Here is a 13,970-nt window from a genome sequence, read left to right on the forward strand (position 1 = left end):
CCGCGCTGGTCGCCGACCCGCGCACGAACGAGCAACTCGCGTACGACCTGCTGATCGACGTGCTGCACACCGGGTCGCTTGCCGACGCCGCGTCGGTGTTCGGTGCCCGGCAGGCCGGGATCCGGGTCGTCGTCACCGACACCAGCCGCACCGGGTCCGGCGTGGCGGTCATCGAAGACACCAACCAGACCGTGCCGGCCGTGTTCGCCGCACAGCACGTCTGCGACACCGGCACCACCACCATCACCATCGACCCGGACGGCAACCCGCTCACCCTCGGCCGCGACACCCGCCTGTTCACCGCGAAACAACGCCTCGCGCTCGCGCAACGCGACGGCGGGTGCGGCTGGACCGGGTGCGACAGACCACCCTCCTTCTGCGAGGCGCACCACATCGACCTGCACTCCGAAGGCGGCAGAACCGATGTGGACCGCGGCATCCTGCTGTGCAGGTTCCACCACATGAACCTGCACCACCACGGCTGGTGGATCACCCGTCACGGAACCGGACCCTTCGTCCTCCACTCCCCCGACCCCGACATCGAACCCATCGTGCTGCACCCACGCCTCGAACGCCGATATGCGTTCGGCGACCTCCAACCACCACCCACCCGATTCCGAACCACCACACCCGAGGCCGCCGCATGAACACCGTCAAGACCACCCGGCCCGGACCGGCGCCGTCCCCTCTCGGCGCGGCGGCCCCGTCCCGATGTCGTCGGCACCCGCGTTCCCGGTCATCGGGACCGCGGGCGGCGGGGCCCGCTACCTTGGGAGCCATGCTGCAACTCCGGGGGATCACCAAGAGCTACGGCATCCACCGCGTGCTCGACGATGTCGGGTTCGATGTCCTCCCGGGGCGGCTCACCGGATTCGTGGGCGGCAACGGGGCCGGCAAGACGACGACCATGCGGATCGCGCTCGGCGTGCTGACCTCCGACGGCGGGACGGTGACCCTCGACGGCAACGCCCTCACGCCCGATGACCGGCGACGCTTCGGCTACATGCCCGAAGAGCGCGGGCTCTACCCGAAGATGAAGGTCGGCGAGCACATCGCGTACCTCGCGCGCCTGCACGGCTTCCGCAAGGCGGATGCCACCGCCAAGGCGAAGGAGCTGCTCACGGGCCTCGGGCTCGGCGAGCGCCTCGACGACAGCGTCGAGACCCTCTCGCTCGGAAACCAGCAGCGGGCTCAGATCGCCGCCGCCCTCGTGCACGAGCCGGAGGTGCTGATCCTCGACGAGCCGTTCTCCGGCCTCGACCCCCTCGCGGTCGACGTGGTCGCCGGCGTCCTCAAGGAGCGCGCTGCGCAGGGCGTCGCCGTGCTGTTCTCCTCCCACCAGCTCGACGTCGTGGAACGGCTCTGCGACGACCTCGTGATCATCGCCGACGGCACGATCCGCGCGACCGGTGCGACCACGACGCTGCGCGCGCAGCACGCCGGGCGCCGGTACGAGCTCCGCGCCGCATCCGACACCGGGTGGCTGCGCGACGAGCCGGGCATCGTGCTGCTCGAGCAGGACGACGCACGGGCCGTGTTCGACGCCGATCCGGATGCCGCGCAGCGGGTGCTGCGGCGGGCCGTGGAACACGGCGGCGTGCTGAGCTTCGCGCCGCGGCATCCCTCCCTCGCTGAGATCTTCAAGGAGACGATCCGATGAGCGCGCCGGCGGCGGCACCCCTCGGCACCGCGAAGACGGTCTGGCTCGTCACCGAGCGCGAAGTCGGCTCCAAGCTGCGCAGCAAGGCGTTCCTGATCTCGACCCTCGTGCTCGTTTTGCTCCTCCTCGGCGGCCTCATCGTGAGCAGCCTGCTCGCCGCAAGCCCTTCGAAGACGACGGTGGCGGTGACGAGCGAGACCGCGAAGTACGTGAGCGGACGGGACGACGTCGAGACCAAGACCGTCGACACCCCGGCTCAGGCCCGCGCGCTCGTGAAGTCCGGACGCGCCGACGCGGCGCTCGTCCCCCAGCCACAGGGCGACTCCCCGTTCGACTACGTCGTCCTCGCGAAAGACACGGTCCCGCAGAGCCTGGTCGCATCGCTCAGCCAGGGTCCGCCGGTGGTGCTGCTGCAGCACAACGGGCAGAACGATCTGCTGCGCTATCTCGTCGCGGTGGGGTTCGGGGTCGTGTTCCTCGTCGCGGCCAGCATGTTCGGCAGCACGATCGCGCAGAGCGTCGTCGAAGAGAAATCGACGCGCGTGGTCGAGATCCTCATCTCCGCCATCCCGGTGCGGACGCTGCTGGCCGGCAAGGTGCTGGGCAACACGATCCTCGCGATGGGGCAGATCCTGGTGCTGGTCACGATCGCCGCGATCGGGCTGGGCGTCACCGGACACGCGCCCGTGCTCACCGGCCTCGCGTCCCCGCTCGTCTGGTTCGCGGTGTTCTTCCTGTTCGGATTCGTGCTGCTGGCCTCGCTGTTCGCCGCGGCCGGCGCGATGGTGTCACGACAGGAGGATGTCGGGGCGACCACGATGCCGCTGACCATGCTGATCCTTCTGCCGTACTTTCTCGTCATCTTCCTCAACGGCAACCCGGTCGCGCTGACCGTGCTCTCGTACGTGCCGTTCTCCGCCCCGGTCGCGATGCCGCTGCGCATCTACCTCGGCCAGGCACAGGGATGGGAGCCGATCCTGTCGCTCGGCATCCTCATCGCCACCTGTGCCGGCGCGATCTGGGTCGGGTCGCGCATCTACCGCAACTCGCTGCTGCGCATGGGCGCGCGCGTCAAGCTCCGCGAGGCGCTGACCGGCTGACCGGCCGCGCATCCCGGTGGACGCCGAGCGCATCCGCGGCCCGGACCAGGGCGAGGTGAGAGAAGGCCTGCGGCGTGTTGCCGACGTGGCGGTGCTGCTCGACGTCGTACTCCTCGCTGAGCAGCCCGACGTCGTTCGCGAGGCCGCACAGGCGCTCCATCAGCGCCACGGCGTCGTCGCGGCGCCCGCTGGCCGCATACTGCTGCACCAGCCAGAACGAGCAGGCCAAGAAGGGATGCTCGTCGCCTTCGAGACCATCCACCCCGGTGTCGGTGCGATAGCGGCGCACCAGCCCGTCGCGCAACAGGGTGCGCTCGATCTCGGCGACCGTCGCCAGCATCCGCGGATCGTCCGCAGCGCAGTAGCCGACCTGCGGAATGAGCAGAAGGGAGGCATCCACCTCGGTCGTCGCATCGTGCTGGACGAATCGCCCCTCGGCCACGCCGTGCTCGTCGATCTGGGCGCGCAGGGTGTCGCGGCGCCGGCGCCACTGGTCGACGGGGCCCTTCAGGCCGTGCTCCTCCACCGCGCGGATGCCGCGGTCGAACGCCGCCCACATCATGACGCGCGAATGCGTGAAGTGCCGCGGCTCGCCCCGGATCTCCCAGATGCCGTTGTCCGGCTCTTCCAGACGGTCACCCGTCTCGCGCAGCAGCGCGCGCTCCATCGGCCACGAGTAGTGGGACTCCTCGAGTCCGGCGTCGCGCGCGGCGGCGAGCGCCACCATCACCTCGCCGACGACGTCGGCCTGATACTGCCCGGACGCGTCGTTGCCGACCCGCACCGGGGACGCCCCGTCATAGCCCGGGAGTGACGGCATCTCGTGTTCCGGCAGTTCCCGTTCCCCGCCGATGCCGTACATGATCTGCATGTCGGCGGCGTCGCCGGCGATCGCGCGCAGCAGCCACTCGCGCCAGTGGTGGGCGACGCCGACGAAGCCGTGTTCCAGCAGCGCCTGCAGAGTGAGGGCGGCATCCCGCAGCCACACGTAGCGGTAGTCCCAGTTGCGCGCTCCGCCGAACTGCTCCGGCAGCGACGTGGTGGGGGCCGCGACGATCCCTCCGGTGTCGCGGTGGCTCAGGGCGCGAAGCACCAGCAGCGACCGCACCACGGATGCCTCGAACGGGCCGTTGTGATCGATGCGCGCCGCCCAGTCCTGCCACCACTCGCGGGTCTCCGCGCGTGCCGCGTCGGCGTCGAGCGCCTCGGGCGCCTTGCGGTGCGAGGGATGCCACGTCAGGGAGATGTCGACCTGCTCCCCCGCCGCGACGATGACCTGCCCGCGGTGGCGGTGGTCGTCGGCCCGAAAGGCGGCGCCGCGCACCACGAGCGCATCGGGTCCGGCGATCGCCGTCAGTTCGGGCGCGGCGTGCGTGCCGGTCTGCCGCATCCACGGCAGTGCCCGGGCGTAGTCGAACCGCACGCGCAGCTCGTGGTCGAAGACCACCTCGCCGCTGACCCCCACGACGCGCCGGAGCACGTCGATGCGGCGCGTCACGTCGTGCCGATGACCGTCCACGGGCATCACGTCGTGCACCTCGGCGACCCCCGTCGCGGTCTCCCACCGGGTGATCAGCAGGAACGTGTCGCCGTCGTAGCGTCGCGTCGCGGTGGCCGCGGGATCGGCGGGCCGCAGACTCCACCGCCCCTGGTCGGGACCGCCGAGCAGCGCACCGAACGCCGACGGCGAGTCGAACCGCGGCACGCACAGCCAGTCGATGCTCCCCTCGCGCGACACGAGCGCGGCGGTCCGGCAGTCGCTGAGCAGGGCGTAGTCCTCGATCGGTGTCACCACATCGGCCAGGCTAACCCGACGCCCCCGTGCAGGCCCGGAGGTTGAATTCTGCAACATTCTGGAATAGCACTCAGGTACATGCGGTTGCATGGGGATGGGCCGATGGCGTCCCCGGTATCCCTCCCCTCCCCCGAAAGGCTCCCCATGAGCATCGCCATCGACCGCACCGCGACCACCGACGCCCCGATCATCGACGTCCTCGCCGAGCGCTGGAGCACGCGCATCTTCGACCCGGCATCCGTGATCGACGAGGCGGCTCTGGCAAGCGCCCTGGAGGCCGCGCGCTGGGCCCCCACCGCCGCCAACACGCAGGCGTGGCGCGTCATCGTCGCCCGTCGCGGCAGCGCCGCGCACGCGAAGGTGATGGAGAGCCTCATGGGCTTCAACGCGTCGTGGGCCGGCGACGCGGCCGCCCTCGTCGTGTTCGTCGCCGAGACCACCCGCGACGGCGAGCCGCTCGTCTGGGCGCAGTACGACGCCGGCCAGGTCGCCGCGCACTTCACCGTCCAGGCGCACGCCGACGGGCTGTCGACCCACCAGATGGGCGGCTTCCACCGCGACGTGATCAGCGCGGCGTTCGGCCTCTCCGACGACTTCACCCCGCTGACGGTCATGGCCGTCGGCGAGCTGGGCGACATCCGCACCGCGTCCGAAGAACTGCAGCAGCGCGAGAACGCCCCGCGCGTGCGCCGCGCCGTCGCCGAGTCCGTCCTCGTCAACGACTGATCGCACGACCCCCACGAAACGCCCCGGAATCTCCGGGGCGTTTCGTCATGCGGTGTGCCGGGCCAGGAGGCTTCGCGCGGCCTCGGAGTGGTGGGCGATCAGCTGCGGGATGTCGAGGCCGACGATCGCGCCGTCCGTGACCCGCCAGGTGCCGCCGACCATCACCCGGTCGGCCCGGTCTGCTCCGCACAGGATGATCGCTGCGAGCGGGTCGTGGCTGCCCGAGAACCGCAGCTCGTCGAGCGTGAACATGGCGAGATCGGCCTGCTTGCCGACCTCGAGGGAGCCGATGTCGGTGCGGCCGAGCGCCCGCGCCGAGCCCTGCGTCGCCCAGTCCAGCGCGCGCTCGGGCGTGATGGACGCCGCCCCGTAGCGGAGCCGCTGGATGTAGAGCGCCTGGCGCACCTCCTGGATCATGTTGGACGCGTCGTTGGATGCCGACCCGTCCACGCCGATGCCGACGTTGACCCCGGCATCCTCCAGCTCGATGCCGCGGGCGATGCCCGACGCGAGCCGCATGTTCGACATCGGGCAGTGCGCCACGGAGGCGCCGGCCGCACCGAGCCGCGCGATCTCGGCGTCGTCGAAGTGGATGCCGTGCGCGAGCCACGTGCGATCGCCCAGCCAGCCGACGGAGTCGAGGTAGTCGACGGTGCGCAGGCCGAACATCTCGCGGCAGAAGTCCTCCTCGTCGATGGTCTCGGCGAGGTGGGTGTGCAGGCGCACGTCGAGCCGGTCGGCGAGTTCCGCGGTCTCGCGCATGAGGTCGGTGGTCACCGAGAACGGCGAGCAGGGGGCGAGCGCGATCTGCACGAAGGCGCCGTCGCCGCGCTCGTGGTAGGCGTCGACCAGGCGGGCGCTGTCGGCGAGGATGACGTCGGCATCCTGCACCGTGCTCTGCGGGGGCAGGCCGCCGTCCTTCTCGCCGAGCGACATCGATCCGCGGGTGAGGGTCGCCCGCATCCCCAGTCGGCGGACGACGTCGACCTGCACGTCGATGCCCTCGTCGAGCCCGGTCGGGAACAGGTAGTGGTGGTCGGCCGCGGTGGTGCAGCCGGACAGCAGCAGTTCGGCGAGCGCGACCGTGGTCGCAAGTTCCAGGTCGCGCGGCGTGAGCCCGGCCCACAGCCCGTAGAGACCCTTCAGCCACGGGAACAGCTCGGCCGACACCACCGGCGTCCACGCGCGGGTGAGCGTCTGGTAGAAGTGGTGGTGCGTGTTGACCAGGCCCGGGGTGACGACGTGACGCGAGGCGTCGTACACCTCGTCGTACGGCGTGGCCGGGGTGGCGCCGGCGGTCACCGTCTCGACGATGCGGCCGTCGCGGATGACGAGGCCGCCGCGCGCGTCGACGCCGGCCGGTGTGTGGATCGCCAGCGGGTTCTTCAGCCAGAGCGCGGCTGCGGGGGTGGATGCTGCGGACATGTGTGCGGACTCCTCGGATCACGGGCCGACCCGGTGCCGGCCTCAGGGGGCCAGCTCAATCCGCCTGTCTGCTGATCCAGGACTCCGCGCGAGCGCGGTCGTGATTCATGGATATCAGGGACGGATGCCGCGGGTCAACGGCTGCGCGCCGACCACCCGGCTGATCCCCAGGCGAGGGAGCCCGAACCCGGTCAGTCCATCGCCTTCTTCACGAGTGCGGCGACATCCCGGTCGAGGTTGTCGATGCGCTTGTCCATCACGATCAGCCTCTGGTCCAGTGCCGCGAAGCGCCCCTCCACTTCACCGCGGAAGGCCTCGACCTTTCCGTCGAGCCGGGCGATCTGCGCCCCGACGTCACCGCGCAACTCACCGATCTCACCACGCAGTTCACCCCGCAGTCCGCTGATCGCCGCGGTCATCGACCTGTTCGTCAGGGTCACGATGAGCGCCGCTTGAGCGAGCATCACCGTCGTGAGCGCTGCGATGTACAGCCAGTTTCCGGGGTTCACGATCGCGTCCACCTCTCCATTCTGTGTCCGTTCCGACGAGGATGCCAAGCCTTCGCGACGCCCCGCAGACAGGGGCGACGAGCTGTGGATGACACGCCCGCAACGGCCGGCACGACACGCCTGTGGACGGATCAGTCCCCCGCCGCGGGCGGGTTGTTCTCGGGGTGCAGCACGATCACCAGCGACGACGACTCCCCGTCGGGATCGGGCTCGCGGGCCGCCAAATCTTCGAGCACATCCTGGAGGCGCGCCTCGAGCTCGGCCCGGTGCGCGGCGTTCAGACGCAGCCCCAGCCAGCTGACCTGCACCGCCTCGGGGTCGACGCCCTGGAGCTGCTGACGCATCGTCTCTATGAGCACGACCGACTGGTTGGGCGCGCGCGGCGCGTGCCACGACAGGCCGGTCGAGCGGTACGGGATCTCGCGGGCGCCGCGCTCCCCGACCCGCTCGGCTTCGGGCGCCAGCATCCCGGCATCCACGAGCGTGCGCACGTGGTGCAGCATCGTTCCCGGATTGACGTCGAGCAGCTGTGCCAGCTCTTTGTTGGTGCGCGCGTCGAACCGGCACAGGCGCAGCACCCGCATCCGCAGCGGCGAGCTGAGGGCGCGCGCCGCCTTCTCGGTCCACTCGGCGTCATCCTCGGCCGGTGGGTCCTCGGCATCCGTCATCACCCCACCGTAGCCATCCCATTGACTTCTCTCAATCAGTCCCGCAGACTGATTGGCATGTCCCAATCAGTCGATCTGCAGCCGCGGTCGCTGTGGCGGGACCGCAACTTCCTCACGATGTGGGGCGGGCAGGCGCTCAGCCAGTTCGGCGAGCAGATCTCGCTTCTGGGCGTCCCGGTGCTCGCGGTCGTGCTGCTGCACTCGAGCGCGTTCGAGGTCGGCGTGCTCAACGCGTCGGGCCTGGCCGCGTTCCTGCTCATCGGGCTGCCCGCCGGCGCCTGGATCGACCGGATGCGCAAGCGGCACGTGATGATCGCCGCCGACGTCGTGCGCGCCGTCGCGCTGGCATCCGTCCCGATCCTCTGGTCGCTCGGGATGCTGCACATCTGGCAGCTGTACGCCGTGGCGTTCGTCATCGGCGTCGCCACCGTCTTCTTCGACGTGTCGTACCAGAGCCTCACCCCCTCCCTCGTGCTGCCGGAGCAGATCGCCGAGGCCAACGGGAAGCTCGAGGCCACCGCCCAGGTCGCGCATCTGACCGGACCGGCGATCGCCGGCTGGCTCATCGGGGTCTTCTCGGCGCCCTTCGCGATGATCACCACGGCCGGCACGTATGCGGCGTCCTTCGTGGCACTCTCGTTCACGCGCGACCGCGAGCAGCTGCGCCCCGCGCACGAGCACGGCCGGCTGCTGCACGAGATCGGCGAGGGCCTGCGGTGGGTGTTCGGCAGCCCCGCGCTGCGCCGCATCGTCGGCACCACCGGCGCCTCGAACCTGTTCAACACGATCTCGGTGACGATCCTGCCCCTTTTCCTGCTGCGCGAACTCGGGATGACCCCGCAGGCGATGGGTCTGCTGCTGTCGCTCGGCGCCGTCGGAGGCCTCCTCGGCGCGATCGCCACCCCGCACCTCACGCGCTGGGTGGGCGAGGGGCCGGCGATTCCTCTCAGCGCCCTGGCGTTCTGCGTCGTCGGCGTGCTCCTGCCGGTCGCGGCCATGGTGCCGCAGATCGCGTTCCCCCTGCTGGTGGTGGCGGAGTTCGTGATGAGCTTCTTCGTGCTGGTGTACAACATCACCCAGGTCACGTTCCGCCAGCGCATCACCCCGCCGCGCCTGCTCGGCCGCATGAACGCCTCGATCCGGTTCGTGGTGTGGGGCGTGATGCCGATCGCCTCGCTCGCGGCCGGCGCCCTGGCGACGTGGCTCGGCATCGTCCCGACGATGTGGATCGGCGCCCTCGGGCAGCTGGCATCCGCCGTGTTCGTCGTGACCGGGCCGTTCTGGGCGATGCGGAGCCTGCCGACCGGCACCGAAGCCCCGGCGCCGGATGCGACCTAATCCTCCTGTGCATCCGGCGCCGGTGTCGCGCGGCGACGCCGGCGCGTCCGCAGCACCAGCCACACGATCACGGCGACGACGGCGGCGATGACGAGCCACGGCAGCAGGAATCCGAGGGCCACGACGACGGCGTCGAACACCGCGACCAGCCCGTTCCAGCCGGCGGTGAGCCCGTCGCCGAACCCGCTCGGTGCGGCCGCGGCCGGCGCCGGCTTCTCGACGAGGGTGACCGTCAGGCTCGACATCGCGACCTGATTCTCCAGGGCCTTGAGCTGCTGCTGGGCGGCCTCCAGGTCGGCCTGCCGCTGGGACAGCGCGGTCTCCGCGGTGAGGAGGTCGGCGACGCTCGCGGACTTGCGCATGAGTTCGGTCAGCCGCGTGACGGATGCCTGCAGCGCGTCGACCTGGGCGCGCAGGTCGATCGCCTGCGAGGTGACGTCTTGCTGCGAGATGGAGGTCGACTGGACCGTGCCGAGGGCCGACAGCGCGCCCACCGCACCCACCAGCTGGTCGGACGGCACGCGCACCGTGATGGTCCCGCTCTGGGATGCCGGGGATGCCGCCTCCTTGCCGGCCTGGGGAGCGATCGTCGGCCCGGGGGCCGGCATGCCGATGTTCATCGATTCGACGTAGCCGCCGCGCTTCGCGGCCGCCGCGGCGATCGTCTTGGCCGCGGCGGCGACGTCGTCGACCTGCACCGTCGCCTGGGCTGTGGCCACGATCTGCCGACCGGACTCGGACGACGCGCCCCCCGACGCCTTACCACCCGTGGATGTCCCGCCGGAGGCATCCCGACCCGACCCGGTGTCGGGAGCGCCCTGCTGTGTCGTTCCCGGCTCGATGGCCATCGAGCCCGAGCTGCTCGCCTGCGGGCCGAGCCCGCTGAGGACGGGCCCCGCCGCGATGGCCGCGATGACCACGAGTGCCGCCGCCCCCGACCAGCCGATCACCAGGCGACGGCGGTGCCGGCGCCGATCGGTGTGGGCGGCCTGCGCGTTCCAGCTGCTGCGGCGCTCCCGGTCGATCTCCGCCAGCAGCGCGCGCTCCATCTCGTCGATGCGCTCCTCGCTCAGCTCGGGCAGCGGCGGACGCTCGTCTGCGCTGTGCTCGGTCATGGCCCCTCCGTCCCGGTCGTCGACCGCAGCTGTGTGCGGATGCGTGAGAGACGGTTGCGCACCACCCCGTGCGAGACGCCGAGCTCTTCGGCCGCCGCCTGGTAGGCGTAGCCCTCGGCGGCGCACAGCCGGAAGATCTGCTGGTCGAGGGGGCTCAGCCCCCGTACGGCCTCGAGGATCTGATCGACGAGGACGGATGCCACCACCTGCTGTTCCACGTCGACGGTGTCGGGCACCGCCTCATCGACCGCCGCCGCGGTGTGCTCGCGGTCGCGGCGCTGCCGGCGGATGCGGTTCGCCGCCTGGTAGCGGCAGATGGTCGCCAGCCACGGCAGCAGCGATTCGCTCTCGAGGTGCAGCCCCGGGAGCTTCCGCCACGCCGCCAGGAAGGTCTCCTGCGTGACGTCCTCGGCATCCCCGGCGTTGCCCACCAGCCCGTGCGCGAGCCAGTACACCGGCCGCACGTACGCGCGGTAGAGCGTGCGAAACGCGCTCTCGCTGCCGCCGGCGGCCTGCGCCGCGAGCGTGGCGTCGTCGTCGGTGCGCTCGGCCATCCCACTCTCCTGCAGAGTTCTCTCAACAGTTCAGTGTCGGCAGCGCCGGGATCGTCTCGGATCAGTTCGCGGCGAGCACGGACAGCACGTTGCCGGCCGGGTCGGTGAACCAGGCGATGTCCGGCCCGCGACCGGGCTCGCCGTGCGCGATCCCCTTCTCATCGGTGCCGAAGTCGGGGTCGCTGTAGATCTTGGTGACGACCCCGCGGGAGTTGAGCTCGTCGACGGCGGCCTCGACGTCCGCCACTGGGAAGTTCAGGATCGTGAAGCTCGCCGGCGTGTGGTTCTCCTTCTCGTAGACGAGGATCGTGCCGCCCTGGGGAAGGTGGATGTCGAGGAACCCCATCGGATTCTGCGTCACCTTCAGCCCCAGGGTCTGGCCGTAGAAGACGTGCGCGTCGTTGATGTCGTCGACGCTGAAGCCGGAGAACATGCCGTTGGTGTCGAATGCGGTCATGGCACCAGCATCCGCCCGTGCCATGACCGCGTCCAGAGGGTTAGGCGAGGCTGCCGACCCGATCGCGTTCGGGGATTGTCCGAGGTATCTGGCACGCTGACGCCAGGAGTATTGGAGGCGAACATGGGTGACCCGAGACGGGTTCAGCGTGCAGGAGAGGGTCAGGACAGCTCGCGAGCTTGGTTCTATTGGGGTGCCTGGCCCTACATGACGCTTTCCCTGGCCGTGATGTGGCTCCCGGTCGCACTCTTCTCGGTCATGCTGGGGGCTTCCCGAAACCTCTGGGAGCCGCTCCGAGCCGTCGGCATCTGGGCAAGTCCGATCTATGACGACGCCTTCGCGGTCATCGGCTTCATCGCAACGGTCATCGTGGCCGTTGCTGCCGCGACGGGATTTTCCGGTGATTGGAGTTCCTTGTCGAGGTCGGCACGCGTACCGCTACAAGCGACCCTCGCCCTCTGCGCACTGGTCTTGTTGCTCTTGGCAGAGGTGGGCGTCCCCATCACCATCGTCGATTCGACGCGGCTGCCGACCATCATCCTCGTCTTCGCATGCGGATGGATCGGCTCCCTCGTCATGCTCAGTGTCCTCGCCATCGCCACCCCCGAACAGCGCCTCCTCATGGCACGTCGCGATTTCGCCGCCCGCCGTGTCCGTGTCCACGCATGGGGGTACGCCGTGCCGACGGTACGCGCGCGCGTCATCCGTGCGCGGGCCATCGTGTGGGGCGCACCAGCCGTGCTCTGGTTCGCGGCAGGGTTCATCCCCGTCTTCGCGATATACGGTGACACGCCCTACCTGATGGTCCCGTTTACGATCTCGCTCGTCCTCGTCCTGCCGATAGCCCTTCTCGTCTTCGGCTGGGCGGCTTCGGCGGATCACTCGGCTGGTGCGGCTGCTCGGTTCTGGACTCGCGCGGGATTCCTCGTGCCCGCACTACTACTCATCGTTCCCATTGGTTGGGTGCTCGTGCGCTCCCCACTGGGATGGATGGGCTGGTCTGCTGCGGCCGTCAGCACGTGTACCGTCCTCGCTCTCTATCCGCGGGCTGCCGCGAGACGGATTCCGTGGGTCCGTTTCGCCGAAGCGGCATCGACTGCCTCCGGCGTCCGGCGCGCCGAAGCGGCTTACCGAGCGGCGAGGGAGCAGCTTGAGGGCGCACGCGAAGCACCCGGGACTCCAGTGACGGCGAGTCCGCGCACACGCGCGCCCGCGGACCCGCGGATGCCGCGACCTGCACTCCGCCGGACACGTGGACTGCGGAGCACGAGAAATGCCAGGTCCTCAGCGCGGAGACGTTGACACAGCCCCGGTGTTCGTCAGCGCGGGTCCAGGTGCCGCAGCTCAGAGGCGCGGCGAGAACAGGCGACCAGGGCGACCAAGTTCCCTGTCTAATCCCTGTGAGATTACTGAAGGCAGCTTCCTCAGTACGCGAAACCCCAGAGGTGCGACCCTCGCTCGTCCTAGCTTCGAATAGTGTCCGGGACGATTGTTGTAGCCGCTTGTGCCGCCGCACCACCACGATGGCGATGCCATCTTTGAGGTTTCGCGAGGTTCTCCGTGGCCCCCGCTGGATGACCGCCCTCGCCGCCGCGATATTCGCACTCACCGTGTTCTTCACAGTGGTGCTGATCTGGGACGTCGCAACGGGGAGGGAGCAGCTCGGTGGACCGCTCGCAGTCATCTTCGTGATTGTCGGAGTCATTCTGCTCTGTACCGCGATGCTCTTTCTCGTTCGCCGGATCACCATCACCGTCACCGAGACTCACGTGTGCGGGTCGCTGTTTCCGTTTCGGGTGATGCGCATCCCCCTCGACCGCATCGCACATGTCGAAGCCGTGTGTGTGGACTGGGCGGATGCCGGCGGCATCGGGTGGCGGATTACCGGACGCGGGCAGTACCTCCTCTGGGACACCGGAACTGCTGCGAGCATCACCCTCACGGGCGGTGCCACCCGGGTCATCCGGACCAATCAGACTGCTGCGCTCATCGAGGCGCTCGCGGTGAACCGTGACTAGCAAGGCGCACTTCCGGCGCTGATGCGGGATGCCGCAGCTCAGGGATGCGGCGAGAACAGGGCGACCAGGGCGTCTTCGCGCAGATCGTCGAGCGCGGCATCCATCCGCCCCGCGGCCTCGAACTGGCTGATGCCGTGCAGAGTGCTCCACAGCAGCTCGGCGCGCACCGCGCGGTCGCGCGCGTCGATGCCGCCGACCGCGCGCTCGAGCATCCCGAACCCCTCGCGGAGGACGGCCGGGGTCTCGTCGGACGCGAAGGCGATGTCGGTGCGGGCGGTCGCCATGGCCTCGTACACCGCGGGATGGCTCCGCGCGAAGTCGAGATAGGCCGCAACGAGGGTGCGAAGGGGATCCGGCGCCGAGTCACTCGCGTGCAGCGCCGCGGCGAGCTCCGTGTAGCCGTCGAGAACCACACGGCCGACGATCTCGTCGCGCCCGCCGGGGAAGTGCCGGTAGAGGATCGGCTGACTCACCCCGATCTCGTCGGCGAGGCGGCGCACGGTGACCGCGGGCCATCCCTCGCGCTCCGCGATCTCGCGCGTCGCCTGAACGATGCGGAGTTCTCGTTCGCGGATCCGCTCGGTCTCTTGCGCTGATCGGGGCAT

General features: G+C 70.0%; 15 protein-coding genes. 7 read left to right on the plus strand and 8 right to left on the minus strand.

Translation table 11 applies throughout. The features are described 5' to 3' along the window. From LK09_RS10360 to LK09_RS10370, 3 genes are all read left to right on the plus strand, one after another. Positions 1-647: HNH endonuclease signature motif containing protein (locus LK09_RS10360; RefSeq protein WP_039399008.1), on the plus strand; the 647-nt coding region annotated here is incomplete at its 5' end. Positions 648-778: 131 nt separating this feature from the next. Next, entirely contained in the window at positions 779-1,660 is an 882-nt protein-coding gene (locus tag LK09_RS10365) for an ABC transporter ATP-binding protein (RefSeq protein ID WP_039399010.1), read from the plus strand. Further along, on the plus strand, positions 1,657-2,760 hold the full coding sequence (locus LK09_RS10370; protein WP_039399013.1) for an ABC transporter permease: 1,104 nt from the start codon (positions 1,657-1,659) through the stop codon (positions 2,758-2,760). The genes LK09_RS10365 and LK09_RS10370 overlap by 4 nt, the downstream gene beginning before the upstream one ends. Here LK09_RS10370 and LK09_RS10375 read toward each other — a convergent pair. Beyond that, a complete protein-coding gene (locus LK09_RS10375) occupies positions 2,732-4,555 on the minus strand; it encodes a glycoside hydrolase family 15 protein (protein WP_052226664.1) in 1,824 nt (607 codons plus the stop codon). The genes LK09_RS10370 and LK09_RS10375 overlap by 29 nt on opposite strands. Positions 4,556-4,699: 144 nt before the next feature. On the opposite strand from LK09_RS10375, the gene LK09_RS10380 reads away from it, so the two are divergent. Continuing rightward, a complete protein-coding gene (locus tag LK09_RS10380) occupies positions 4,700-5,281 on the plus strand; it encodes a nitroreductase family protein (RefSeq protein ID WP_039399015.1) in 582 nt (193 codons plus the stop codon). 45 nt (positions 5,282-5,326) lie between these two features. Here the strand turns inward: LK09_RS10380 and LK09_RS10385 are convergent, their stop codons facing one another. From LK09_RS10385 to LK09_RS10395, 3 genes are all read right to left on the minus strand, one after another. Beyond that, positions 5,327-6,706 (minus strand): 8-oxoguanine deaminase, encoded by a 1,380-nt coding sequence (locus LK09_RS10385; RefSeq protein ID WP_039399017.1) that lies wholly within the window; start codon positions 6,704-6,706, stop codon positions 5,327-5,329. Positions 6,707-6,897: 191 nt separating this feature from the next. After that, a complete protein-coding gene (locus LK09_RS10390) occupies positions 6,898-7,227 on the minus strand; it encodes a hypothetical protein (protein WP_052226665.1) in 330 nt (109 codons plus the stop codon). A gap of 119 nt (positions 7,228-7,346) precedes the next feature. Next, positions 7,347-7,883: a winged helix-turn-helix domain-containing protein gene (locus LK09_RS10395; protein WP_039399018.1), complete on the minus strand. Its 537-nt coding sequence runs from the start codon at positions 7,881-7,883 to the stop codon at positions 7,347-7,349. A gap of 57 nt (positions 7,884-7,940) precedes the next feature. Here LK09_RS10395 and LK09_RS10400 point away from each other — a divergent pair, with 57 nt between their 5' ends. Next, a complete protein-coding gene (locus LK09_RS10400) occupies positions 7,941-9,221 on the plus strand; it encodes an MFS transporter (protein ID WP_039399020.1) in 1,281 nt (426 codons plus the stop codon). Here LK09_RS10400 and LK09_RS10405 read toward each other — a convergent pair. The 3 genes from LK09_RS10405 to LK09_RS10415 all read right to left on the minus strand — a co-directional run bounded on the left by LK09_RS10405 (position 9,218) and on the right by LK09_RS10415 (position 11,347). Further along, positions 9,218-10,336: a DUF4349 domain-containing protein gene (locus LK09_RS10405; protein WP_039399022.1), complete on the minus strand. Its 1,119-nt coding sequence runs from the start codon at positions 10,334-10,336 to the stop codon at positions 9,218-9,220. The genes LK09_RS10400 and LK09_RS10405 overlap by 4 nt on opposite strands. Further along, positions 10,333-10,890, minus strand: a complete 558-nt coding sequence (locus LK09_RS10410; protein ID WP_039399024.1) for an RNA polymerase sigma factor — start codon at positions 10,888-10,890, stop codon at positions 10,333-10,335. The genes LK09_RS10405 and LK09_RS10410 overlap by 4 nt, the downstream gene beginning before the upstream one ends. A 61-nt stretch (positions 10,891-10,951) precedes the next feature. Next, positions 10,952-11,347: a VOC family protein gene (locus LK09_RS10415; protein ID WP_039399026.1), complete on the minus strand. Its 396-nt coding sequence runs from the start codon at positions 11,345-11,347 to the stop codon at positions 10,952-10,954. Between the two features lie 207 nt (positions 11,348-11,554). On the opposite strand from LK09_RS10415, the gene LK09_RS10420 reads away from it, so the two are divergent. Further along, entirely contained in the window at positions 11,555-12,649 is a 1,095-nt protein-coding gene (locus LK09_RS10420; protein ID WP_039399028.1) for a hypothetical protein, read from the plus strand. A gap of 272 nt (positions 12,650-12,921) precedes the next feature. After that, positions 12,922-13,365 (plus strand): hypothetical protein, encoded by a 444-nt coding sequence (locus LK09_RS10425; protein ID WP_156138727.1) that lies wholly within the window; start codon positions 12,922-12,924, stop codon positions 13,363-13,365. 38 nt (positions 13,366-13,403) lie between these two features. Here the strand turns inward: LK09_RS10425 and LK09_RS10430 are convergent, their stop codons facing one another. Next, the gene (locus LK09_RS10430) at positions 13,404-13,970 is read right to left on the minus strand and encodes a TetR/AcrR family transcriptional regulator (protein ID WP_039399032.1); all 567 of its coding nucleotides are present in this window, start codon (positions 13,968-13,970) and stop codon (positions 13,404-13,406) included.

This window comes from Microbacterium mangrovi (assembly GCF_000802305.1).
GTDB lineage: Bacteria > Actinomycetota > Actinomycetes > Actinomycetales > Microbacteriaceae > Microbacterium > Microbacterium mangrovi.

Bases quoted from the DNA above. Each gene is read 5' to 3' on its own strand.
- LK09_RS10365 (WP_039399010.1), top strand. From the start codon at position 779: ATGCTGCAACTCCGGGGGATCACCAAGAGCTACGGCATCCACCGCGTG.
- LK09_RS10370 (WP_039399013.1), top strand. From the start codon at position 1,657: ATGAGCGCGCCGGCGGCGGCACCCCTCGGCACCGCGAAGACGGTCTGG.
- LK09_RS10380 (WP_039399015.1), top strand. From the start codon at position 4,700: ATGAGCATCGCCATCGACCGCACCGCGACCACCGACGCCCCGATCATC.
- LK09_RS10385 (WP_039399017.1), bottom strand. From the start codon at position 6,706: ATGTCCGCAGCATCCACCCCCGCAGCCGCGCTCTGGCTGAAGAACCCG.
- LK09_RS10395 (WP_039399018.1), bottom strand. From the start codon at position 7,883: ATGACGGATGCCGAGGACCCACCGGCCGAGGATGACGCCGAGTGGACC.
- LK09_RS10400 (WP_039399020.1), top strand. From the start codon at position 7,941: ATGTCCCAATCAGTCGATCTGCAGCCGCGGTCGCTGTGGCGGGACCGC.
- LK09_RS10405 (WP_039399022.1), bottom strand. From the start codon at position 10,336: ATGACCGAGCACAGCGCAGACGAGCGTCCGCCGCTGCCCGAGCTGAGC.
- LK09_RS10410 (WP_039399024.1), bottom strand. From the start codon at position 10,890: ATGGCCGAGCGCACCGACGACGACGCCACGCTCGCGGCGCAGGCCGCC.
- LK09_RS10415 (WP_039399026.1), bottom strand. From the start codon at position 11,347: ATGACCGCATTCGACACCAACGGCATGTTCTCCGGCTTCAGCGTCGAC.
- LK09_RS10420 (WP_039399028.1), top strand. From the start codon at position 11,555: ATGACGCTTTCCCTGGCCGTGATGTGGCTCCCGGTCGCACTCTTCTCG.
- LK09_RS10425 (WP_156138727.1), top strand. From the start codon at position 12,922: ATGACCGCCCTCGCCGCCGCGATATTCGCACTCACCGTGTTCTTCACA.
- LK09_RS10430 (WP_039399032.1), bottom strand. From the start codon at position 13,970: ATGCCCCGATCAGCGCAAGAGACCGAGCGGATCCGCGAACGAGAACTC.